The following is a 22,464-nucleotide window of genomic DNA, read 5'->3' as shown; positions in this document are numbered from 1 at the left end:
TCCATGATGTTTACCCGGTGATCAGGTCGAGAATTTCACCAGCGGCGAAGATTATGATAATCCCTACAATGACCTGGCCTGTCCGGCGCATGTCCATGACATTGAACATGTAAAGCGCACCAACGATCATGACAGCGATCAGCGCCAGCGGACGACGAGCGCTGTTGAATTCGTTGACCACATTGTTCAGGAAGTCGGTGAAACCTGCGGCTGCGGCGGGACCGGAAAAGCCGAGTAGAAGCACTAGTGCAATGCTCGCAGGGGCCCCCAAGCGGTTGGTAAATGCTGCGATAGATTTCATGGGGCGGTTCCTTTCAATTGAACACGAGAGCAGGCGAGTTTGAGCCTGTTGTGAACACGTCCCATGCCGGGGTTGCGTCCACGTCCACAGGCGTAGAGGCTGATGCGGGTTGTGGTTTGGTGGTGGCGGGCGCTTCAATGTCCCCGCCCATCACGCGCTCAACGTAGCCGTTGGTAAAGCCGCGCGTGAATGTTCCGGTATTATAGGCTGAGAGAGCTTGGTGTAGCGCAGTCTGGGGATCCGAACCTTGCTTACGTGCGCGGTCATAACCATCACGCAACACCACCTCCGATGCCGTGAGGTTTGTGCATGAATCAAACACGGTTTCAACTGTCAGGTTAAGCCATTCCAGGTTCGCAGAATTGATCTGCCCCAAGCCCATGTCGATTGAATGGCCTTGCGCGATCAACTCGCGCGCGATCCGCGTAGCTTCCTCATGCGAGTTGGGGTTGTAGTTTCGGCGGTTCGCCCCGTTTACACCGATGGCGAACCGTCTGAAGCCGCTTTCGGCTTTGACGATCTTCTCCATGATTTCAGGGGTAACCGAGGGAGCGCAGTTTTCTGCGATCGCCCGGAACGCAACAGGGCTCAGTGTCTCTGCCGCAAGGGGTGAGAAGAGAGCAACGTAAGAACCAATACTAGCAAAAATTACACGAACGACGCTCTGGTTGATTGTTTTCAACTGCGTCGTGAGAATTGCGGACTGCGCTAGAAGCGCATCGCGTTCACAAGGCTCAATCTTCGGAGCTGTGGTCTTGCCCTTCCTGGGACACAGCGATCTGGCGCGGTGTCGAGACGGGGACATTGGTCGCGCCTGGGAAGATGCGCACGTGGAAACTGGCGAGCGCATCAGCAGGCTTGATATTGCGCGTTTCGCCAGTTTTGCTGTTAGTGACTGGCTCTTCTTTACCGTCGGGGTGGATGCCCCATAGCTTCCAGAGCCACCGTCCCCGATTGCCCAACCTTTTACCGAGGCAGGGGCATCCAGCAACGCAAAAAGAAGAAGATTGCTAGTCGTCGCTTGGAGTAGCCGGGTTGTCGCCGAGCGACAAAATCTGACGCGTGCCTTTTTCCATAGGAATTGCGGGAATTCGGAATCCAGCCGCGTGAAGCAGCGATATGAGACCATTGGCCGTTTTGGCCGTTCGGATCTTAATGTTCTCGCCTGGAGTGGAGGGCATCCGAGTGGACGAAATATGCTTTTCAAAGGTGCCGTCGGCGTTGACGACGCGGACAACCCACTCCCCATACCAGACAGCGGCTTTCTTATATGCGTCCTCTGTGCAGACGACTTCAGCCTGGAACCCTGATCGAAGGAGTTCGTGGAAATGCTTGGTCGTAACCACATTCGGCGCTTCTTTGTCTAAATCCATCCCTATTCTCGCGCTCTTTCCATTGGCCGACGAACAGGGTGCCTTCACCAGGCAACCCCGTTGTAGATTGTTATAAGTTGTGTGACAAGTTATAAACTTTGCACATGCATACTTTTCTTCGCACGACTACTGTTACGAAAAATGTCAGAAATGTCCAAGAGAGTAGGTTATGAAGCATGACGATTTAGAAAACGCCTCGGTCAGAGCTTGAAAGCTTGATCGACGAGGTTGACGCGAACCAACAACAAATTCGCGATACTCGTGAGGTCGATGGACTGCCCAATTGATATGCCGAAATGCTCGGCGCATTGTTTGCAAGTCGTGTGACCGCCATTCAGATAGAACTCGGGCGAAGATCGCTTCTAGCTGTTACCGCTGCATCATGCGGGGTATCCCTCTGGGAGGTCAGGCTGGAGTGGTCGTCGGGATTATTCTGCTTCCGAGAAACCGGTTACGCCCATGGTACCATATGGCTGCGCCTGCATTCCGGCACAATCCCAGTCGGGAACGAGTTCCTGGGCGGCCTGACGAGCCATTTCGTTTGCCTGTGCGTTCCGGCGTCCATCGATATAGGCGACGTGGCAGGTATTACCTGGCTCAAGTTTGGTCACAACCAGCACCTGTTCGTCAGGACCTCTGATCTCGCTGCGATCAATGAAATAGCGCAGAACCGTCGCGACCGGTTGCGATGCTTCCTCGGGCGGGCCGGAGAAGATCCACTCGAGTGTTTCGCCCGTTTTGTTTCTGCTCGGCAAGCTTTGTTGCCACGCGATTTCGTTCGCGGCATCCGGGCCGTAGGAAACAAAGACGCGATGTTCGCCGTGTCGAAGCAGAACGGGGAAGCCTGCCAACCCTGTGCAAGCGAAATCGACTGCAAGATCGTATCGTTCCACAATTTCGCAGCGGTTCGGGTCGAGATCCGTGTACGCACTTTGCCAATCCTGCGCCACTGCCGGCACGGGTAAGGCGGCAATTGTTGCCAGAACTGTGACAATGTTGGGCCGTATCGTCATGAAGTGGAAGCTCCACTTATGGTGGGTTGTGCCGGGTCGATAGAGGTCAGCCCCGTTAGAAGAAGGACGATCAAATCCGCCTGCCGACGGGTGCCGGTCTTGTCAAAAAGGTTGCGCAGGTGGAATGCAACCGTAGTCGGAGCGATGGAAAGCTCGCTCGCGATTTTATCGGTTCGCTGCCCCTGAGTGAGAAGACGGGCAACTTCAACTTCTGTCGGGGTGAGATCGAAGAGATCCGCGAGGACCTCGGCCGACATGGCAGGGCGGTTCTGGGGATCAGTAATGAAGGCCACAGTCTGTGCCTCCATCTCGGAGGCGAGAGAGATACCGGGTAGCGCACAGATTGTCAGGTGGAAGTCCCGACCACCCGAGCGGCGCGCAATAGCCAGACTGGCTAGGCAGTCACGGCCTTGACGCGCCGCTTCGCTGACTTCGTGCCACCGGTTCCGTATGTCAGCCGTGATCCGCGCAGAGTCGGTATGGATGACCTTGTCGATTGAAATCCCGTCGCGAGCGTCATGAATATCCCGTGCGATCCGGTTTGCAAAGACGACCTGTGTCGCAGAAAGCAAGACGACGCCAAAGGAAAGAAGGTCGAGAACCTTTTGTATCCCGTCGGTTGAGGTGGAAGCGCCTGATTGTGCCGCAGACATTGCCTGGCGCAGATTCCAGATACCTTCATCGATGCGATTAACCTCCCGCAAACGCGCCTCGATCGTGGCAAGCATGAGATCATAATCGACCGGCTTCACCAGGTAATCGTCAGCCCCGGCGCGTTTGCCGTTGATGATTTCATCCCGTCCGTCCAGCGCCGTGAGGAACACCAGCGGCACATGAGCGAGGTGGGGATGTTTGCCGCGCAGTGCCTTGAGAAACCCGTGACCGTCGAGTTCCGGCATGGAAATGTCGCACAGGATGAGATCAGGGCGGGCCGTGTCCAGAACTCTCAGTGCTTCGCGCCCGGTTGCCGCGCCGACGGCCTCATAGCCCGCGGCAACGAGCTCCTCGATAATATCCTGCCGCAGGTGCCGTTCGTCCTCGACACATAGAATTGTTCTTTTCGCGCCATTGGCTGTTGTGATCATTTCAGACAACTTCCCTTACGACCGAATAAACACGCTGGTTGAACAAAATACCATGCTCGATTGCGGCGTAAACTTTTCGGTGAGCGCATCAGCACCCGGCAATATCAAGCCGAGCGGTGGTTTCGTCGATCACCTTCTCGCCGTTGGCGTAGACGGAGGCTGTCATGTCCGCAGACAGTGAGCCCGGTGAAAACTCGACCCCTTCCTGGCTGGCTCCACCGCGCACAAGCCATGCTGATTGGTCATCGTTCGAGGATGCGTTTTGGGCGCCTTCGGGAGTGGGGGCGGCGTAAATCGTGAACTGGGTTGGTGCAAATGTCGTGGCGTAGAGTACAAGATATACGTGCGCGCCATCGGGCCCACTGCCTGGAACCGTCATTCTAAGCTGAGTTGCGTTGCCTCGACTCATGAGCAAACAATTACCGGAAAATTGATATTCCGCGCTTTCGACAATGACGATTGCCTCGGCCTCGGGGGATCTGTCGATGGAGGTTTGCCCTACCGCCGACAGCGACATACCCAAAACGAGTGCCGACGTCGCCATGAGAATCGTGAGAACCGGTTTCCACATCTGTGTTCATCCTTTCATGCGGTGTTTTAGTGAACTCTAACCGGAAACTGAATGCTTCTCCCCCTGCAAATGGAGGGGGACGCGTAGCGTGGGACGCAATAACCTGTGACGAGGATATATCTGGTAGACTGGAGCAACGGATACATGTGGGATTTTTCGGTCGGTCGAGCGCTGGGGCTGATGGTGAAGACCTTGCCCTTCGTATTGCTGCGTATGGCGGTCTATTTCGGCGCCACTCTCGCCTATGTTCTGATGACCGGTGCAGGCGCCGGGATCGGCTGGGGGATCGGTGGTTTTGGCGATGAAGGATTTCAGGCCAGCGCGACGCTGTGGGGCGGCGTGTTCGGCTTCGGCGCGGTTGCCGCTGTGATGTATCTGGCGCGCGAGTATATCCTTTATGTCGTCAAGGCCGGTCATATCGCCGTTTTGATCAAATTGCTCGAGGGTGAAGAAATGCCCGAAGGACGGTCGCAAATCTCATATGCACGCGAGGAAGTGACGCAGCGATTTGCGCAGGCCAGTGTGCTGTTCGGGATCGATCAACTGGTCAAGGGCGTGTTGCGCGCCATCACTGGGCTGGTGCGCGGCATTGTCAGCATTCTGCCGATCCCCGGCGCGCAGCAGCTGGTCGCAATTCTGCGTGCGTTTCTGCGCATTGCCGTTGGCTTTATCGACGAGGTTATCCTAGCCTATGCGATCCGCACGAAATCCGATAATGCCTGGGCTTCCGCGCAAACCGGGGTGGTTCTCTATGCGCAGAACTACAAGCCCATGCTCAAGAATGCGGCCTGGCTGGCCCTGATCGTCTATGGGCTGTCCTTCGTGGTTTTTCTTGTCATGCTCGCCCCGGCGGCGCTGGCCGTCTATCTTATTCCCGGAGCATGGTCGGCCGGTGGGATCGTTTTCGCGCTGCTTTTTGCGTGGTCGGTCAAGGCGGCCCTGCTGGAACCCTTCGCCGTGACCTGCATGATGGAGGTCTATTTCCGCACCATCGAAGGTCAGATTCCCGATCCGGCGTGGGAAGCCAAGCTGGAACAACTGTCAAAGAAGTTCTCCAGACTCAAAGAAAAAGCATTGTCCTACCAGCCGCCTCGTGCCGAGCAGGATGGGCAGGCACGAACGAACGGCTGAGACCATCGTGAGTCACCTGCCGGCCAGCGTGAACGAAGCGGGCATCATCCCAGTCTTTCGGCTATCTGTAGTTGAACGAAAGTCGTTAAAGGCGTTTGATACTCCTATTTGGTGACGAGGGGGAGAACGATGTTACGACACACACTTGCCTGCGCAGCCCACCCTTTGAGAGGAAAGGGCGATGCCCGGCGGATGATATGGGCGCAAAGAACGGCGCGCGCCGCATTTGTGTTCGCGGCAACAAGTCTTTCTGCACCGGTCACCAACGCGGAAGAAGGAACCTTCCCCGCTCCCGCGGGTGAGGTCGTTCTGACCATTACCGGCAATATATCTCAGACCAACCGCGATCATATGGCGGTGTTCGACGAGGAAATGCTCAGAGCGTTGCCTTGGACAACTCTGGAAACGACGACTGTCGTAACCGATGGCGTAAAGCGGTTCGATGGTTTCCTGATGCGGGATCTACTCGATTACGTCGGCGCTGAAGGCACGGGGGTGACGGCTGTCGCGCTCAACGACTATGTCATCGAGATCCCGATGGAGGATTTTTCGCGGTTCGATGTGCTCATCGCCGCCAGCATGGACGGCAAGCGCCTGCTGCCCAGCGACAAGGGGCCGTTCTGGATCGTCTATCCACGCGATGACCACGAAGAATTGCAGGATATCCGCTACGATTACCGATGGGTCTGGCAACTCATCGAGTTGGAAGTGCATTGACCCGGAGAAACGACATAATCGCTTATGTCGTGGCGGGGACCGCCATCGTCGCATTTGCTATCTTGCTCATATTCGCCCTGTTCAGGCTTGCGGAAACAGAGGCCGAGATGCGCGAGAATGAAGGCGACAACATGCTGTGGGCGATTTCGCGCACCCAGTCTGCCGCGCTCCTTCTCGATGCTGCGGTTACTCGGTATGTGGCTCTGCCGCAATCGACGGCCGATATTGAAAGGCGATACAATGTCTTGCTCAGCCGCCTGACTCTCCTTTCCGAAGGACCGCAACTGCGATATATGAGCGATCTTGGCATGAGCGACAATCTCGCCTTGGCTGAACAGGAGATCAGAGCGTTTGAGGGTGAAATCCTCAACCTGTCTTTTGGCAATACCGGAACCGTGGCCGCGATCCACGAAGTTCTGGGGCCGCTGATCCAGGAGTTGGGGCAGGCCGGCAATCGTTCTATGGTCAGACAATGGGAAGCCACCGGCGCGCGGCTCGACAAGCAGCGTCAGTCTATCCTGCAGGTCATTACCTCCATCCTGGCGATTGTCGCGCTCGGGGTATTTCTGTCAGTTACCATGTTGCGCGCCATGGCTGGGCGCCAACGTTTCCTGCGTTCTTTCGAGCGCGAACAGGAAATCGCTGAAGCCTATCGCAGCTTCGTAGCCCTTGTTTCGCATCAGTTTCGCACACCGCTCGCCGTGATTGATTCCGCGATGCAGCGTCTGCTACGGAGCGGGCGCACCATGAAACCGACTGAAATCGAACGGCGGGCGGAGCAGGTCCGGGCTGAAGTCGGGGGGCTGACCGATCTGATCGGCGCGACTCTTGATGTCGTTCGACTTGAAGCGGGGCATGTGACGGCCGACCCGGGGGTTTGCAATATCGAAACGCTCGTCAATCGGGTCAGAGCAGGTCAGCTGGCCGAGACTCCTGGTCACGTCATAAAGGTGCAGATCGCCGATGAGGTGCCCCCGTTTATCGAAACCGACGCGCTTCTGGCTGAGCAGATTCTGAACAATCTCGTTTCGAACGCCGTGAAATACTCACCTGAAACTGAACCTGTCTCCATCCGGGTTTCGGCACTGAACAGGCAGATTTGCTTTGCGGTTCTGGATAGCGGTGTGGGTATCTCCGATGAAGAACAGGAAAAGCTGTTTGGGCGCTTCTATCGCGCCAGCACCTCGGAAGGCGTTCCCGGTATCGGCGTCGGGCTTTCCATCGCCTCCCAATTAGCAACGCTTCTGGGGGGCGAACTGGAATGCATCAGCCATGCGGGAATCGGCTCGACCTTCACGCTCAAACTGCCGATCGACTGGGGAACCCCCGACGCGGAATCCAATGCCCAACGCTCAACTGCTTGAAGTTGTAGAGGTTCGGGAAATTTGATTGCAATCAACCGTCGATTTCAGACAGCGTGAGGCGCAGATCCATCGTCATGCCATCAACCGACCATGACGATTGCAAACCATAAAGCAATCCCTTGCTGGCGATAAGGTTAATGTTGTAATCGAATGTCCGGCCTTCCTGAGAGGTTGCAATCCCCCTGCCGGTGAGCCTGAGAAACGTGTTGATGTCGCATCCCTCCATCAGGCGCACGTCTTCGCTGCTGGGCATCTGGATGTCGTCGGACTCGGACCACTCCCAGTCCGGTTCACTACCGCTAACGGGCATCAGATCAATGGGTGGGGTGTCCTCGGCATAAAGAACCAGCACGCCGTCAATCAGGGCAAGGGTTGCACGATGTGTCTGAACATCTGGCATCGGAATTTTGACACCGCCTGACGACAATACACCCGGTCCGGTCGTCACCATATAATCCCCGACGAGTTCCTCCAGCGATGGCTGATACTCGCAGAACACCATCGGCTCGGCGTCTTGCGCCAGGGCAGGAAGTGGCATGAGTGACATGGTGAGCGCCGCGCTGGATGCAAGCGCGCTGCAAAACGATTTGAGATGGTAATTCATAACCTCATGTCCCGTTTCGTGTGTGAACTGGTCGCAGACTTTCTGCAATCCCTGACGCCTATGGTCCAATGCAGGAGGCGGTATTGACGCGAGACGCAATCGCGGCGTTGGAAACGCTGAAAGCCATTTCGATTGTAAGGTCGGTCGGCCCGGCAGGCGGGGCATCATACGGTAGGGAGGTGGGACGGGTTGTCGTCCATGTTCCCGCGATGTGCACGTGTCCGGTAACCCAATGGGGCGAGATCGACTCGATTGTCAGAACGCCGGCCTGGCCCATGTATTGCATCCCGTATTCACCGACGAGTGGATGCTTCTCGTCCAGAACGAAGGTCGCCACGACCTGACCTGCATAGTCTCTGGCATGATCTTGCTGGCCTACAATCTCCTTTGGTCCGGGATGGGCAATCGGATAATCGCCCGGCCGCATGGGACCATTCTGAAGCAACATCAAGCTGATACCTATGAGCTCGTCTTTCCCGAACGCGTCGAGCTGAAACATGCAGGGCTGATCCAGCCCGGCTTCGAGGATTAGCCGCAGGCGCATCGGTCCCCAGAACTGGCTGAACACCCTTCCTGAAACCGTAATTGGCGCGTCGATAGCTGCATAGTCCGTCCCCACATCGTTCGGACTGGCAGAGTTGGGCCCCGTCATCTCGATATATTCATGGTAGATCGTCACGATTAGCTTGAAATTCTGATCTTTATAGGCGGCAGGGTCGCGGCCGACATTGGCGACGCGGATAAAGAGTTCGCGATCCAGGTCTTCGCCAGCCTCGAAGTAAACGTTGCGATTGGGCCCCGAGACTTCGTCGTATCGGTTATCTCCCACGATCAAATGGAGCGCATCTGGATCATCCGACACCAGTCGAACTTCTACAGCACGGCTACCTGTGCTTGTCAGACTTGCCCGCTCGGGAATACTGATAGTAAAGGCGCGGGCTGCAAGTGGCCTCACACTCGCCTCCGTCTCCACCGAAACATTGCCCGGTTGACCAAGGACCGGTTTCACTTCGGCCACGCTCTCAAAGAAGTTCCGATTGTTGCCCACTTCGGCAATAAAGGCCGGGAAGATATCGTATAGCCCGTTGGGGTCGAATGCCTTTAGCGCGGCGTCGGCGATTGGGACTGAGCCCCTGGGAGATGAGTTGCCGGAAGAAGGAAGAGCATTGGATACCCTTTCCGCCTCAGCCAAAAACACATCGAAAATATGGTATCGCCCGGGTGGTGCACCTCCATATCGCTTTGCCAGATACAACCAGAAGGGAAAGGTCGCGTATCTGTTGTCGGCGGGAGTACCAGCTGAAGTTGCCGGGTCGTTTAGCGGATAATCGAGATAAGGCGTCCCATAATGGCCTGAAGCACCCTGGTTTTCTGACAACGCGAGGCCCAAGGCTTCGGCCATCCCTTCCAGAACCCAATCCTTGCCGTCATCCATAAAGATGCTCTCGACGCCATACGCGGCCTGGACGGCATGAAAGACCTCGTGGACCAGCACCTCGTCCAGTGTGACGCGCAACCCATAGGCTATGGACAAGATTTCATCGTTGAAACTGTACCCGCCAACGCAGGGACCAATGTCGCAAGCGATGGCCGGCTCCTGCACATGGACGATGTATGGGGAACTTTGTAAAAATCCTTCCTCCGGCAAAACCTGCGGTGGGCGAAATCCTATGGCCTCCAGCGTTCGGCTTGTCTCGCTCAGTTGATCGAGCAGGCCTTCGACCCGGCTATCCTCGAGATCGCAAACAATATCTCTGGCTTCGATACAATTCGCGTTCCACTCGGTCGTAGACCATTCTTCCGCCAGCATCGGTGGCGCCAGAACGGCTGAAGCTGCCATGATTGAAGCGGTAAGCTGTGCCGTCCTTGCGAGAAGCCAACTGAGACGCCCCACGACAAACTGCATGCAAGGCTTCCCCTGTGATATTATTAACTGGCACACACATGATCCCTTCTTGATCAGCCATCTTCGGGAAGCTGGACCTGCGTTTCGATAGAGCCCGAAATTTGCTGACAGTTGCTTTCGTCGGGATCGGCATAGAGTTCCTCGGCACGGCAAAATTCTGTCGAGAATTGCGCCGTTATCCGTCCGACCTCGCCGGAAAAATCATATGACTGGATTTCAATTTGTTCGCCGCGTCCGTCCCATACGGGCCCGGTCATGCCATCGGTGAAAAGGATAATATCTGGAGTAGGGTGCGCATAGTCGATGCTTTCAGGCTCATCTTCGCCGCTGGGATTGTTCGGAAGCCCCCGAATTCGCTGCCGAAGGTGTTCTGGCAACTGCGATTGTACAGATTGAATACCCTTCGAGTATATCAACTGGATGTTGAGAATTTCTCCCCCGGAAAACCGCGGTTCCTCATAGGCATCAATTGTTATGGTGTCCGCAAGTCTGGAAATACTAAGTCTAGCAGATGCTTGGGTTCTTCCACCGGATTGATCTATGACCGTGAACCATTCCTTCTCCTCCCCGTCGAAACTGAACGTGACTCGACCGAATTCTTCCGCACTCACCGGCTGGGAAACAAGGCCTATGAAGAGGGCCAAGCCATAGATTCTGCACTGCATTGCGATCCCGTTCCTAATTGTCAATCAGTTCGCTATTCGAATGTTCAGATTCCGATATCATGGCTAGGGATTACGCGCCCCGTTCGTTTGAAGGGGGCAGCCGCCCATCGCGGGGCTGCGGAGGCTTGGATCTCTATGGCCTACTCACAACGCAAGCGTCGCTATCCAACGTAGACCATTGATTGCGGATGCTGAAATCGATCTCGATGGCGTGAGGATTTGGCCCATCGGGTGGAGGGCCGCCACTGACATAGCCCTTTGAACGCAAAGTGCCAAGGATGCGTCCACTTCCCACTATCCAGTTTGACGTCACAGTCGTCAGGGTCAACACGCCTCCCGTGGCGTCATATATCTGGGGATAGCCTTGCGCCAAAGGATGGAGTTCACCCAGTGTGAACCCTGCAAGCACTTGGTTCGGATAATTCTCTGGTCGAATCCCGCGCGGCTCACTGACGATCGGATAGCTTCCTGGCGCGATCGGACCGTCATGATTCATTTGGAAGTATACTGCATCGGGATTCCGCCCTTCGTCAAAGAGCTGAAGTCGCAACACGCACGGGTTGGACAGGCCCATTTCTAGTGTGGTTTGATGACCACCATGTGGAGAAAGATAGCCGGACATCCGATCGAGTTTTTCCATCGAGGCGCTTGAAATTTGTTCGGCCAAGCCGGATTGGGAACCCGCTTTACCATTGCTCTGCATGAACGCGTATTCATGGTAGACCGTTACGATCAGCTTGAAATTATGATCTCTGTAGGCTGCCGGATCGCGAGAAACATTGACGACGCGGACGAAATATTCGTCGACCGGAAAAACGTCAGTGGCTAAGTCTCCGCGGAATTTCGCTGTATAGACGTTGCGCTCTCCACCCGATGATCTCGTGATCGCATCAAACCGGGTATCATCGACGATGAGGTGCAGAGCTTCGGGGTTTTCAGTTTCGAGCCGGATTTCGACTTCGCTGGCCTCGTGATCCTCACCGGCAGGTACTCCTATGGCCCGAATGTGGTAGGGTTTTGCGGCGAGGGGTGCGACTGTTCCGTCAATCTGAAGATTATAAAGCCCCGGATGAGCATCTTCGGGAGGCAATACGTCATATGTATCCACGTCCGAATATCGGTTCTGTTCGGCGCCATATTCGGCAATGAACGAAGGATAGATGTCGTACAGTCCTTCGGGGTCATACCGCCGCAATGCGCCATCTATCATGTCGATCGCCCTTCGGCGTGTCCCGTAGTTATCCGCATCGCTAAAGATGTCGTGCAAAATGGTTATGCCGTCGGGGAGGCCACCGCCGTAGCGGTCAGCGAGGTAGAGCCAGAACGGGTAGGACAGATATCGGCTCTCAACCCCACTGAGCGTACGCATGTCGTACAATGGAGAATCGAGAGCTGCCGTACGCCGAATCGCGTCGACGTCCCCGGCGCGTACTGCTTCGGCTGCAACTGCGGTGCCCTCGATAATCCATTCACCCTCCTTGCCAGTGTCCCAAAGCGCCGCGAGTGCCGGGTAGGCAAACTGGATGGCATGAAACAATTCATGCGTGGGTGTGTACATGAACCAGACGCCTTCCCTGTCGAAGACCCAATAGTCCTCGTAAGAGAGGCGCAGAAGCTCCGTTTCCGGGTGATATGCACCCCATGTGTTTCCATCACCCCAGGGTTGTTGCTCGAAGAATGCCGGATAGGTGCCCAATATATCCGAGTTGGCGTATCGCCTGTCTATTGCGGGTGGACGAAAACCCAGCGCGCTGAAATATCGGCTCGCTTCGCGCAGTTGCTCAAGCGAGACAGTGATGCCTTCGTCCTGCAAGTCGCAATCTGAGGCCCGATATTCATAGCAAACCGGCTGCCAATCGGTCGTCGGCCATTCCTGTGCCTGTGAAGATGTCGTCAGAACGGCTGCTGCCAGCATGGCGAGACCGACAGGGATTATCGCCGATCTGATGAGCCAGAAAATTCGATCAACGGCATGAGGCATCGGAGGTCTCCTTCGCGGTCACCGGCTCATTGTCACGGGCGCCTTGGCGATGGCCCGCGTTCCGTTCTGGTTGACCTCGAAGATGAGCATTCCGGTGCCGGAATTGGGGCTCTGGAACTTGACCAGCAATGTCATGGTCATGTCACCGGTGCCAGGCAGTGTACATGGAATGAAATCGTCCATAACATATAGCTTTCCAGCCTTCTCCATGGCTGGAATGATCGTGTTTACGACATAATCTGCGGTGGCATTATCACTTATGAAATCGCCGATGGCCTGCTTTTCCCTACTGGTAAAACATACCATCGTCGACCTACGCACCGGCATCGACTTCGACAATTCGTCGGGAAGCGCCAGCGCGATCACCGTTGTTCCGTAGGGTGACGCGGGCGCATCAAGCGAATAGGTTTTGGTTCCGACCATCAGTGGCAGCGCGTACCAGTCGCAGTCTTCCCCGGTATTCAGAAGGCCTTCCTTGTCGGCCTCGCTCACCAGCTCCTGGATTTGCGGGACCAACGATTCATGGGTCGGAAACATGATCAATTGTTCGTCCGGGCCATTTCCCGTCAATTGCGATGTACCGGTTTCCGGATCGTAGGCCATCGTCAGACGCAAGGGTTCATGCGGCGGCAATGGCATAGCTCCCATGACCGGAACGATCATCACCCCCGCGCCCTGCTGAACCGACCATGTGCCATCGAGCCCCGCCAGCAGGTCGCGCGGTGCCGTGGGGCAGGCTTCACTGCCCGATTGGGCATGCGCCTGCGCCGTGGCGACGATGGACAAGAGGATGACTAGGAAAAGCTTGCGAAACATTGTCCGGCCCTCACAATTATTCCAGAACAGCATCGAAACTCAGGTCGATGCTGAATGTATCGTCGGGATCGGGGTTCTTGTGGCCGATCCTGTCCATTTGGGTCAGGGTCCCTTGCACCCGGCCGGAGATCTCCAACAGATCGCCGGCGATGGCGGAATTCGTAAGAGTCAGGGTCAGCCCGTCATCATCGTCGCCGTAATACATGCGAAGGGGGTTTTCGTGCATTCGCGTACTGACTTCCACATGCGAGAAGTTTCCGTCCAGATTACCCATCCATTCGGCACCCAAACTCATGGCACCCAGACCACGCCCCCCCAGAGCATCGCCTATGATGTAAAGGGAAATGTGAGAGTTTCCGTAATCCGATTGCTGGGAAAAGACGGACAGTTCGACTTCTTCACCGTCGATGGTGCCCGTCACCGTGCCACCGGGGTCGGCCGCAAAAGCGGGCATGGCCGCGAAGAAAAGACCGGCGAATGCTATGGTCAAGTTGCGCATGGGAGGGTTCTCCGTTGTATCATTGGGTGAGGCGTCATTCGCCGACCGCGACGATCGTGCGTCCCAGAACGCTCTGGATGCTCAGATCGAGGAAACGCACCTCGTATAGGCCGGGTTCATTGGGCAGGATGATTTCCGTTTCGGTTTCAGCACCCACCGGATGGGCTGAAATCCATGTGAAATCAGGCGCATCTGCCTTGGCCAGCGCCACACGGCGGTCGGCGTCTTCGGGCGCAATGGTCCAAGAGACTGTTATAGTCTCACTTGGCGCAGCACTTTCTGGTGCATTCAGCCCTGCGCCATCGTCGAGCGGCGCGTCTGCCGGCACGACTTCGAGTGGCACGGCGGCGATCACACGGCGGCCTTCGTCAAGCCTGTAGCGCACCTCGTAAAGGCCAGGTTCTGAAGGTGCTTTCAGCGTGGTTTTATTCTCCGTGCGGGCCGGAGCATAGCTGAGTTTCTCATCGGCAGGTGAGCCTGCCGGGGCGATAAGCACCAGATCACGAGGATTGACAGACGGCTGCCAGGAAACCTGAATTTCCGTTTCCGCACGAACCAATGCCGGTGCCGTTAATGCGACCTCTGCGACGGTGACTTCCACGGGTGCCGAGGCCAGAATAACCCGCCCTTCATCCAGCCGATAACGCACCTCGTAAAGTCCCGGCTCGGACGGCGCGGTCAGTTTCCCTTCGATATCGTCGCGCACGGGAAGGTAGCTCAATTTAGCATCAGCCTCCGAACCGACCGGTGCGATCAACACGAGATCGCGCGCGTTCAGGGTCTCGCTCCATGAAACATCGAAAACAGTTCCGGCCACCACAGAGACGGGCGCTGTCACGCTGACGTCGGCGGCCACAACCTCAACCGGGGCAGACGCCAGGATAACCCGCCCCTCATCCAGCCGATAACGCACCTCGTAAAGTCCCGGCTCGGACGGCGCGGTCAGTTTCCCTTCGATATCGTCGCGCACGGGAAGGTAGCTCAATTTAGCATCAGCCTCCGATCCGACCGGTGCGATCAACACGAGATCGCGCGCGTTCAGGGTCTCGCTCCATGAAACATCGAAAACGGTTCCGGCCACCACAGAGACGGGCGCTGTCACGCTGACGTCGGCGGCCACAACCTCAACCGGGGCAGACGCCAGGATAACCCGCCCCTCATCCAGCCGATAACGCACCTCGTAAAGTCCCGGCTCGGACGGCGCGGTCAGTTTCCCTTCGGTGTCGTCGCGCACGGGAAGGTAGCTCGATTTCGCATCGGCCTCCGATCCGACCAGTGCGATCAACACGAGATCGCGCGGATTCAAGGCCTCGCTCCAGGAAACATCGAATAGGGTTCCCGCTACCACAGTTTTTGGGGCCGATACCGACACCTCTTGTTTAGGTTCAGGCTCCGGTTCAACGCTTGGTACGGACTCCGGCTGTGCTTCTATAACCTGCTGCACTTGCGCTATTGCACCGCGCAGCTCGTTGGCATCCTGCGCCGGTACAAAAGTTCCGCCGGTATTTTCCGCGATGCATGAAAGCTGCCGTTGATCTTCACGCGCGATATCGAAACCGATGACATGGGTGGTGAAGGCAATGCCCTGTTCCTCAAGCTGAGCGGAGATAGAACAGGGATCGGCCTGACAGGATTCTATGCCATCCGAAATCAGGACGACGGTGGCGGGATTGTCCCGAAACGACAGGTTCTTGGCCGCCTGCACCACGGCATCGGTCAATGGCGTTTTGCCGCGTGGCGTGATGGCGTTCACGGTTTCCAGAAATGATGCCCGATCTACCGGGCCCGGCGGGATCATGAGTTCTATGTCACTGCAATCACCTTTGCGCCGGTGTCCGTATGCCAGAAGCCCCAGATTGGTCGATTGTGGCCATGTTTCGACCAGATCGGCCATGACTTCCCGCGCGGTTTCGATCTTGGCGACGCCGTCGATCTGGCCCCACATCGAGTTAGAGCCGTCATAAACAATCACCACACCTTCGGCGGCGGAGGCGGTGAAAGGTGAGAACCCTAACAAGACTGACAGAGCTACGGTGATTTTCTTCATGCGATTGGTCTCCGAGCATTTTAGCAACCCGCGCTCACCCAGCGCCATGGGACTCGGTTTGAAGTCTAATCGGGGTCAAGCCATGTGTCCCCGTTCGTTTGAAGGGGGAATCCAACCATCTCAATGTGAAATGGCATTGCAATTAATGATCCCTGGGGAAAGACGTACTATTATTGCTTATATTCTATCTGTTGTCCGTATATTTGGCAGGGTTAAGGTGTAATGCCGCGTCACACTTGAGAGGTCAGCATCTGAATTGAGTGGTCGTGGCGTGGCGGATCGTTGTTTGGATGAAGCTATACATTTGGTTCAACCCGCGTGGGAATGTTCAGGCAAGCGGACCACGCCCTCAACGGACTGTGAGCGATACCTGAAGTGCGACTCCTATTGCTTCTGAGGGTAGGGAGATCGGTCCATCTCTACCATCATCTTCTCGCGGAACACTTCGGCGGGCGTCTTCCAGCCGAGGCATTTTCTGGGTGTGGCGTTGAGGCGGTCGCAGATCATTTTCAATTCATGATCTGTGACTGCCGTGATGTCGCGCTTCCTCGGCAGCCATCTTCGCGCGCGGCGATTGGTGTTTTCGACGGTGCCTTTCTGCCAGGGTGAAGACGGATCGCAGAACATGGGGTAATCGCGGGACGCTTCACACTTAGGCATGGATGTTTGGGAATGAGGTACCTGCCGATATGATTGAGTATCGAGCTTGTGAAATGGTTCGGTCAAACCATTGGATGGAGATTAACCATGTGTCAGCATATTGGACTTGATGTTTCTTTGAAAGATACGGCGATTGCGATCCGGCAGGATGGTAAGCGGATTTGGCGTGGAAAATGCCCATCTGATCCGAAAGACATTGCACAAATAATTCGAAAGCACGCACCGGACCCAGAGCGCGTTGTATTTGAAACTGGGCCCCTGGCTACTTGGTTTTTCCATGCTTTAACTGCGGAGGGTCTGCCGACCGTCTGCATTGAAGCACGACATGCACAAAAAATACTCGGCGAAACGCTCAATAAGACCGATGCGAATGATGCCGACGGTCTGGCTCACCTGGCAGAGACTGGCTTTTATAAAGCCGTGCGGGTCAAGTCGTTCGATGCGATGCTGGTCAGAACGTTAATCGGCGCGCGTTCCCAACTTCTGACGATCACAACCCAGCTCACAAATCAGATCCGAGGTGTCCTGAAGACCTTCGGTCTTATTGTACCCAAAGGCATAGGTAGTGTGTTTGATTTCAATGTCCGTGGGCTATTGGAAGGGCAAGCTCAATTAGGGCAGATTATCCTGCCATTACTTGAAGTCTGGCGCGAAGTGCGTGAACGCGTAGCAATCCTTACCCGACATGTGCTCGCCGCAGCACGGCAGAGTTCACATGCAAAACTCCTGATGACGATACCAGGCATCGGGGCGATCACGGCCATGTCTTATGTCGCAGCGATCGAAGCCCCGGAAAATTTCAAAAACTCACGATCGGTTGGGGCTTGGCTCGGTCTGACAACCCGGCGTTATCAGTCCGGAGAGGTGGACTTTAACGGCCATATTTCTCGCAGGGGAGACACCCGTCTGCGCGGCCTGCTTTATGAGGCGGCAACAGCTTTGCTGACAAGAACAAGCGCCGCGACTGAAAGCCAGCTTAAAACTTGGGGGCTCCAGCTGCGTGAACGGCTTGGTTTCAAACGCGCCGCCGTGGCTGTTGCCCGCAAGCTCGCAGTCATCATGCACACCATGCTTAAGACCGGTGAATCCTTCAATCCATCAGCTGGAGAAATTGCATAAGCGCACTCGCCAGCTCACCAATCTCACCGTGTCATCTACCTGATGCGGGGAGGCGTCCCTGTCGTGGACGTAAGTCGGGCCATTCCGAAAGACTTGGCAGCAGCGCTTCAAGACTGCGTGCAGAACATAGGAAGGCCTCACCTGCGGAACTCAAAATGCGGCGGTCCATCGTGCCGACCGCGAAGACAACCAAGCTCCCGACATACGCTACATTCTCCCGCGTCGAGGCATCGAGATTAGGGCAACTATCCGAGCATGTTCGGACAATAACGCGCGTCGCGTGACCCTTTTGGTGTTTTCTGAAGAGGGTTGACTGAGGCCATACGATTAGACAACGCAGGTTTGCGTCCCGATCTCAGCCTGAAGGTGGGGCCAGCTGACGAACTCTGTGCCGCGATCGAAAGTGATTGAGCGACGCGCGATGTGCGGCAGATCACGGACAGCTTTCATGATCTTGCCCATCACCGGTTTGGTGCGCTTGTTCGGGTTCTTCAATAACACGGTGAACCGGCTGACACGTTCGACCAGTGATGTGACGTTCGATTGTCCAAGCTTCTGTTTGAACAGCATCAAATCAGCCTCCCATGTGTGGATGCCCGCTTTGATGCAAGAAATATTATCAACGGTTTGAACATGTGATCGGGTACGGTCATGTGTCAGGCCTCAGATTGCGGCGTTTCACATGCCGCGGGCCGGTATGGCGATGCGAAGGTCAGGTCCATATCAATGACACGAGCGCTAAGCTCTCTGGGAAGGCCTGGTTTTCCTAACCTCGATCTAGTCGATCATTTGTCCTTACTGTCTCAATGTCCTTCTCACATCATACCGAGCGATGCAGCCTTTAGGCTACCGCGATCGGATCTCGATAATCTTCGTGTTTCGTCATCATCGCCCAAATGATGCGCGCCGTTTTGTTGGCGAGCGCGATGGCTACCAGCATGCGAGGCTTACGCTCTAACATTTGCTCAAGCCATGAGCCTTTGGGTGGACCATTTTTAATCGCCCATCTGATCCGTGTCATGGCCCCAATTATCAGCAGTCGCCGAATGTCGCGCTGCCCCATCTTTGATGTTCGCCCTAACACTTGGCGCCCACCTGTCGATTTCTGAACCGGGACCAGACCAAGCCATGCCGCAAAATCCCGGCCGCGTTTGAAGCCTTCCAACGGCGGAGAGAATGCCTTGATCGCCATTGCACTCACAGGACCAATACCGGGCGCGGTCTGTAGTCGAATCGTCTCTGGGTCGGACTTCGATTCCTCTTTTAGACGCCGCTCTATCGTAACGACTTTGTCGGTGAGCACATTAAGCTGATCCAGATGGACACGGCTGAGTTCAATAACGATTGAAGGCAGGTCACAATCCGGGCTTTCTATCTGTTCTGCTAGTTTCTTCACAAAGTTCCGACCGGGAGGGGCGATGATGCCATACTCCATCAAATGGCCGCGTAGCGCATTGATGATGGAGTTACGTTGCCGAACAAACAAATCCCGTGTCTTGAAGATCATCGAACGGGATTGCTGTTCAGCTGATTTAACAGGCACAAACCGCATGGTCGGTCGGACTGCCGCTTCGGCAATAGCCTCTGCATCATTGGCGTCATTCTTCTGACGCTTGACGAATGGCTTCACGTAGATCGGCGGGATCAGACGAACATCGTGGCCCAGCTTCAGGATCTCGCGACCCCAATAATGCGAAGAGGCACAAGCCTCCATCGCTACCACGCAAGGCTGCTGCTCACTTAAAAACTTCAAAAATTGCCCCCGCGACAGCTTCTTGCGGAACACAGGTTCGCCGACAGCCGTCGCGCCGTGCGCTTGGAAAACGGACTTTGCCAAGTCGACGCCGATCATTGTAACTTCATTCATGGTTGCCTCCAGTTTGGTGCTTTCAACATCACCACTATGGCACAGTTTGATGCCGGTTCCGGGGTGGGGCATCCACACCATCAATGACCAAACTGGCGGCGGTGCGCCACGTCGTCCGGACGGAACAAAATGCTGACATCACGGTCGAATTTCGGCGCCTGACGCTTTCTGGCTCGACGCGGACGGCGCGCCTTGCGATGTTCGGGCAGGTACCACCAAAGCTCCTGGTCCATGCCTTCCTTGGAGTAGATGTAGCGATAGATCGTCTCCTGGCAGACGCGCAGCGCAGCACCTTCATAGATCATCCGGTTGCCGATCTGCTCAGGCGTCCAGCCTTGTTTTATGCGTCCGATCACCGTCTGGCATAACCCAGGATGCCGGATCAGCTTGCGCTGCACAGATCTCCGTTTATCTGTCCGCAATTGAGCCGCGTGACCGAAGTAGCCCGCATACTTCTTCGGGAAGGCGTCATCGGCCCAGAAATTGCGTTTGATCTCGCGAAAGATCGTCGATTTGTGGCGGTTCAAGACGCGTGCCATCTCTCTGACGGGCACCCTTGCGTGCCACCAGTTCTCGATCTTGCGACGTTCTTTCAGTGATAGTTGCGTGTAAACGGCTCCCATGCCATAATCTCCTATTAGATAACCCATTGGTTTCTAATAGGAGTCGCACTTCAAGGTAGCGCGCACCCGGCTACAGCCTTTGCACGCATAAGCATGGTTATGTAATAAACAATGGGCTAAAGTTCGCTAAACCTGAGCGCTCGCGTACCATTAATTTGGCTTGGTTCTTTTCAGGTTTTGGTACCCTGCGCTGTCAGGCGGTAATCCAACTTCGCCCGGGTTAGGCCAAGGCGGTGGGCTGCGGCTGATATATTGCCGCCCGCTTCTTGCAGCGCGCGTTGCTCAAACTGCGCAACGGCGCCATCTATCGACATATCCTGACCCAGAGCCTGCAATCGATGCCAGACGCTTTCGAAGCGTTGAGAAGCCGCTCAACCCAATGCAAGGTTCTTGTCGATCCAAGTGGCATTCTTTGATGACGTGGATGCCTGTCCCGACGGCACTGCAATGTGAAATAGTGGCGCGGTGATGCAGTGCTACTAACTTTGGAGCGCCGCCATTCGTGGACCAATCCAGACCGAATCTCAGAACCCGAGCGCCATCCCGTCCTTCCGCGCGTCGCTGCCACCGCTAAGCATACCGGTCTGCGTGTCGATTAGGATCGCCTGAGAGCCGCCGATGGGGCTGGTCATCAGCCTGAGTTTGTGGCCCCGCTTGGCAAGCTCCTCGCGCGCCGCTTCCGAGACGCCGGGTTCGATTTGAAGCTCGCCACCGAATGCGAAACTGCGGGGAGCGTCCATCGCCTCTTGCAGCGACATGCCCCGGTCGAAGACGTTCGACAGGAAGGCCGCGTGGCCTGCAGCCTGATAATCGCCGCCCATCACGCCGAAGGGCATGACCGCCTGCCCGTCCTTGCAAAGCATTCCCGGAATAATCGTGTGCATCGGCCGTTTGTACGGTGCAATGGCATTGGGGTGCCCATCGATCAACCGGAACGATGCGCCGCGTGAATGGAAAAGAACTCCGGTCGTGGGGTCAAATCGTGTCGAGCCGAAGCCGTGGAAAATCGAATTGATGAAAGACAGCGCGTTGCCCTCCGCATCCACCACGCAAAGGTAGATCGTGTCGCGATGCTCGGGCTCGTCCCAGAGCGCAGGCGTGCCCGCGTGGGTCATGTCGATGCGGGCCGCGAGTGTATCGACGATTTCGTCCGATAGCAGGGTTTCGGTCAGGCCGTGGCAGCTTTCTGGATCGGCAATCAGTTCGTCGCGGTGATGATAAGCGATCTTGGTGGCCTCCGCATGGATGTGAATACGGTCGGCTTCGCTCATGTCGGCCGCAAGGTCGATTTTCGACAGGATGCGCAGGATCAGCAGTGCGGCAAGGCCCTGACCGTTGGGCGGACATTCGACAACATCATGTCCCGCGTAAGCGGTCGAAATCGGTGTCACCCAATGGGCCTGATCACGGGCGTCGTGAAAGTCTTGCTCGGTGTGCAACCCGCCGAGGCTTTGCAGGTGAGCGGCCATTTTGGCGGCAGTTTCGCCTTCGTAAAAGGCTTTAGCACCGTGGGCGGCGATTTCGCGCAGTCGGGTCCCTAGCAACGGTTGGGCAAATCGAGAACCCGGTGCAGGCGATTTGCCGCCCGGTAGAAAATGCACACCTGCGGCCGGGTCCTTGCCAACGATTGCAGCGTTGTCGGCCCAGTCCTGCGCAACGCGCGGGGTGACGGGAAAGCCGTCCTCGGCATAGCCAATGGCGCGGGCGAAGATGCGATCCAGCGGCAGGGAGCCGTGATCCTCATGCAGACGACACCAGGCCGAGATCGCTCCGGGGATCGTCACGGCGTGGGGCGAGGTCTGGGGAATGTGGTCGGTCAGGCCGGCAGCTTTGAGCGCCTCGACCGTCGCGGCGGCGGGGGCGCGGCCCGAACCATTCAGTGCCTTCACTGCACCGCCCTTGGGTGCGTAAAGTGCAAAGCAATCGCCGCCGATGCCGGTCATCAGCGGATCAACCACGCATTGCACCGCGACAGCTGCGATGGCGACATCCACCGCATTCCCCCCATCGGTGAGGATATCGAGACCGGCGGCTGTGGCCAGCGGGTGCGAGGTGGCGATCATGGCGCGACTGGCCAGCGTGTCGGGGCGGCGGGCAGAGAAGAAATCGAACATTGGTAGGT

The 22,464-nt window shown here is 56.3% G+C and carries 20 protein-coding genes and 3 pseudogenes; 4 read left to right on the top strand and 19 right to left on the bottom strand.

The window, feature by feature from the left end; genetic code table 11:
• Positions 1-10: 10 nt before the first annotated feature.
• The 6 genes from SULPSESMR1_RS21480 to SULPSESMR1_RS21455 form a co-directional block, all read right to left on the bottom strand.
• A complete protein-coding gene (locus tag SULPSESMR1_RS21480) occupies positions 11-301 on the bottom strand; it encodes a TrbC/VirB2 family protein (protein ID WP_089423108.1) in 291 nt (96 codons plus the stop codon).
• Between the two features lie 13 nt (positions 302-314).
• Positions 315-983, bottom strand: coding sequence for a lytic transglycosylase domain-containing protein (locus SULPSESMR1_RS21475; RefSeq protein WP_240311360.1), 669 nt, complete (start codon positions 981-983; stop codon positions 315-317).
• Between the two features lie 328 nt (positions 984-1,311).
• The gene (locus tag SULPSESMR1_RS21470) at positions 1,312-1,674 is read right to left on the bottom strand and encodes a hypothetical protein (RefSeq protein WP_089423107.1); all 363 of its coding nucleotides are present in this window, start codon (positions 1,672-1,674) and stop codon (positions 1,312-1,314) included.
• Between the two features lie 428 nt (positions 1,675-2,102).
• A complete protein-coding gene (locus SULPSESMR1_RS21465) occupies positions 2,103-2,687 on the bottom strand; it encodes a hypothetical protein (RefSeq protein WP_089423106.1) in 585 nt (194 codons plus the stop codon).
• Positions 2,684-3,772 (bottom strand): response regulator, encoded by a 1,089-nt coding sequence (locus tag SULPSESMR1_RS21460; protein ID WP_089423105.1) that lies wholly within the window; start codon positions 3,770-3,772, stop codon positions 2,684-2,686. The genes SULPSESMR1_RS21465 and SULPSESMR1_RS21460 overlap by 4 nt, the downstream gene beginning before the upstream one ends.
• Positions 3,773-3,860: 88 nt before the next feature.
• Positions 3,861-4,343, bottom strand: coding sequence for a hypothetical protein (locus tag SULPSESMR1_RS21455; RefSeq protein WP_089423104.1), 483 nt, complete (start codon positions 4,341-4,343; stop codon positions 3,861-3,863).
• A 144-nt stretch (positions 4,344-4,487) separates the two neighbouring features.
• Here SULPSESMR1_RS21455 and SULPSESMR1_RS21450 point away from each other — a divergent pair, with 144 nt between their 5' ends.
• The 3 genes from SULPSESMR1_RS21450 to SULPSESMR1_RS21440 all read left to right on the top strand — a co-directional run bounded on the left by SULPSESMR1_RS21450 (position 4,488) and on the right by SULPSESMR1_RS21440 (position 7,555).
• A complete protein-coding gene (locus tag SULPSESMR1_RS21450; RefSeq protein WP_089423103.1) occupies positions 4,488-5,474 on the top strand; it encodes a hypothetical protein in 987 nt (328 codons plus the stop codon).
• 129 nt (positions 5,475-5,603) lie between these two features.
• Positions 5,604-6,191: a molybdopterin-dependent oxidoreductase gene (locus tag SULPSESMR1_RS21445; RefSeq protein WP_205387980.1), complete on the top strand. Its 588-nt coding sequence runs from the start codon at positions 5,604-5,606 to the stop codon at positions 6,189-6,191.
• Positions 6,188-7,555: a sensor histidine kinase gene (locus SULPSESMR1_RS21440; protein WP_157729088.1), complete on the top strand. Its 1,368-nt coding sequence runs from the start codon at positions 6,188-6,190 to the stop codon at positions 7,553-7,555. The genes SULPSESMR1_RS21445 and SULPSESMR1_RS21440 overlap by 4 nt, the downstream gene beginning before the upstream one ends.
• A gap of 31 nt (positions 7,556-7,586) precedes the next feature.
• Here SULPSESMR1_RS21440 and SULPSESMR1_RS21435 read toward each other — a convergent pair whose 3' ends face one another.
• The 8 genes and pseudogenes from SULPSESMR1_RS21435 to SULPSESMR1_RS21400 form a co-directional block, all read right to left on the bottom strand.
• Positions 7,587-8,159, bottom strand: coding sequence for a hypothetical protein (locus SULPSESMR1_RS21435; RefSeq protein WP_089423101.1), 573 nt, complete (start codon positions 8,157-8,159; stop codon positions 7,587-7,589).
• Positions 8,160-8,217: 58 nt separating this feature from the next.
• Positions 8,218-10,065: a hypothetical protein gene (locus SULPSESMR1_RS21430; protein WP_089423100.1), complete on the bottom strand. Its 1,848-nt coding sequence runs from the start codon at positions 10,063-10,065 to the stop codon at positions 8,218-8,220.
• Positions 10,066-10,118: 53 nt separating this feature from the next.
• On the bottom strand, positions 10,119-10,709 hold the full coding sequence (locus tag SULPSESMR1_RS21425; protein ID WP_157729087.1) for a hypothetical protein: 591 nt from the start codon (positions 10,707-10,709) through the stop codon (positions 10,119-10,121).
• Positions 10,710-10,863: 154 nt separating this feature from the next.
• A complete protein-coding gene (locus SULPSESMR1_RS21420; RefSeq protein ID WP_089423098.1) occupies positions 10,864-12,711 on the bottom strand; it encodes a hypothetical protein in 1,848 nt (615 codons plus the stop codon).
• Between the two features lie 18 nt (positions 12,712-12,729).
• Positions 12,730-13,527, bottom strand: coding sequence for a hypothetical protein (locus SULPSESMR1_RS21415; protein ID WP_089423097.1), 798 nt, complete (start codon positions 13,525-13,527; stop codon positions 12,730-12,732).
• A gap of 16 nt (positions 13,528-13,543) precedes the next feature.
• On the bottom strand, positions 13,544-14,026 hold the full coding sequence (locus tag SULPSESMR1_RS21410; RefSeq protein WP_089423096.1) for a hypothetical protein: 483 nt from the start codon (positions 14,024-14,026) through the stop codon (positions 13,544-13,546).
• Between the two features lie 34 nt (positions 14,027-14,060).
• A complete protein-coding gene (locus tag SULPSESMR1_RS21405; RefSeq protein WP_157729086.1) occupies positions 14,061-16,073 on the bottom strand; it encodes a VWA domain-containing protein in 2,013 nt (670 codons plus the stop codon).
• Positions 16,074-16,457: 384 nt separating this feature from the next.
• Positions 16,458-16,703: pseudogene (locus SULPSESMR1_RS21400) on the bottom strand (transposase); the annotation flags it as partial.
• Between the two features lie 117 nt (positions 16,704-16,820).
• Between SULPSESMR1_RS21400 and SULPSESMR1_RS21395 the strand changes: the two are divergent.
• Positions 16,821-17,852 carry an IS110 family transposase gene (locus tag SULPSESMR1_RS21395; RefSeq protein ID WP_089423094.1) on the top strand — a complete coding sequence of 344 codons (1,032 nt, stop codon included), beginning with the start codon at positions 16,821-16,823 and terminating at the stop codon, positions 17,850-17,852.
• Between the two features lie 339 nt (positions 17,853-18,191).
• Here the strand turns inward: SULPSESMR1_RS21395 and SULPSESMR1_RS21390 are convergent.
• The 5 genes and pseudogenes from SULPSESMR1_RS21390 to SULPSESMR1_RS21370 form a co-directional block, all read right to left on the bottom strand.
• Positions 18,192-18,437: pseudogene (locus SULPSESMR1_RS21390) on the bottom strand (transposase); the annotation flags it as partial.
• Between the two features lie 256 nt (positions 18,438-18,693).
• Positions 18,694-19,719 carry an IS110 family transposase gene (locus SULPSESMR1_RS21385; RefSeq protein WP_089422115.1) on the bottom strand — a complete coding sequence of 342 codons (1,026 nt, stop codon included), beginning with the start codon at positions 19,717-19,719 and terminating at the stop codon, positions 18,694-18,696.
• Between the two features lie 83 nt (positions 19,720-19,802).
• Positions 19,803-20,342 (bottom strand): annotated as a pseudogene (locus tag SULPSESMR1_RS21380) (IS30 family transposase); the annotation flags it as partial.
• Positions 20,343-20,512: 170 nt separating this feature from the next.
• Positions 20,513-20,656 carry a helix-turn-helix domain-containing protein gene (locus tag SULPSESMR1_RS21375; RefSeq protein WP_089423092.1) on the bottom strand — a complete coding sequence of 48 codons (144 nt, stop codon included), beginning with the start codon at positions 20,654-20,656 and terminating at the stop codon, positions 20,513-20,515.
• A gap of 210 nt (positions 20,657-20,866) precedes the next feature.
• A complete protein-coding gene (locus SULPSESMR1_RS21370; protein ID WP_089423091.1) occupies positions 20,867-22,456 on the bottom strand; it encodes a gamma-glutamyltransferase family protein in 1,590 nt (529 codons plus the stop codon).
• Positions 22,457-22,464: the final 8 nt, after the last annotated feature.

The organism is Pseudosulfitobacter pseudonitzschiae (assembly GCF_002222635.1).
Classification (GTDB): domain Bacteria; phylum Pseudomonadota; class Alphaproteobacteria; order Rhodobacterales; family Rhodobacteraceae; genus Pseudosulfitobacter; species Pseudosulfitobacter pseudonitzschiae_A.
This window is presented reverse-complemented; position numbering and strand designations above follow the sequence as displayed.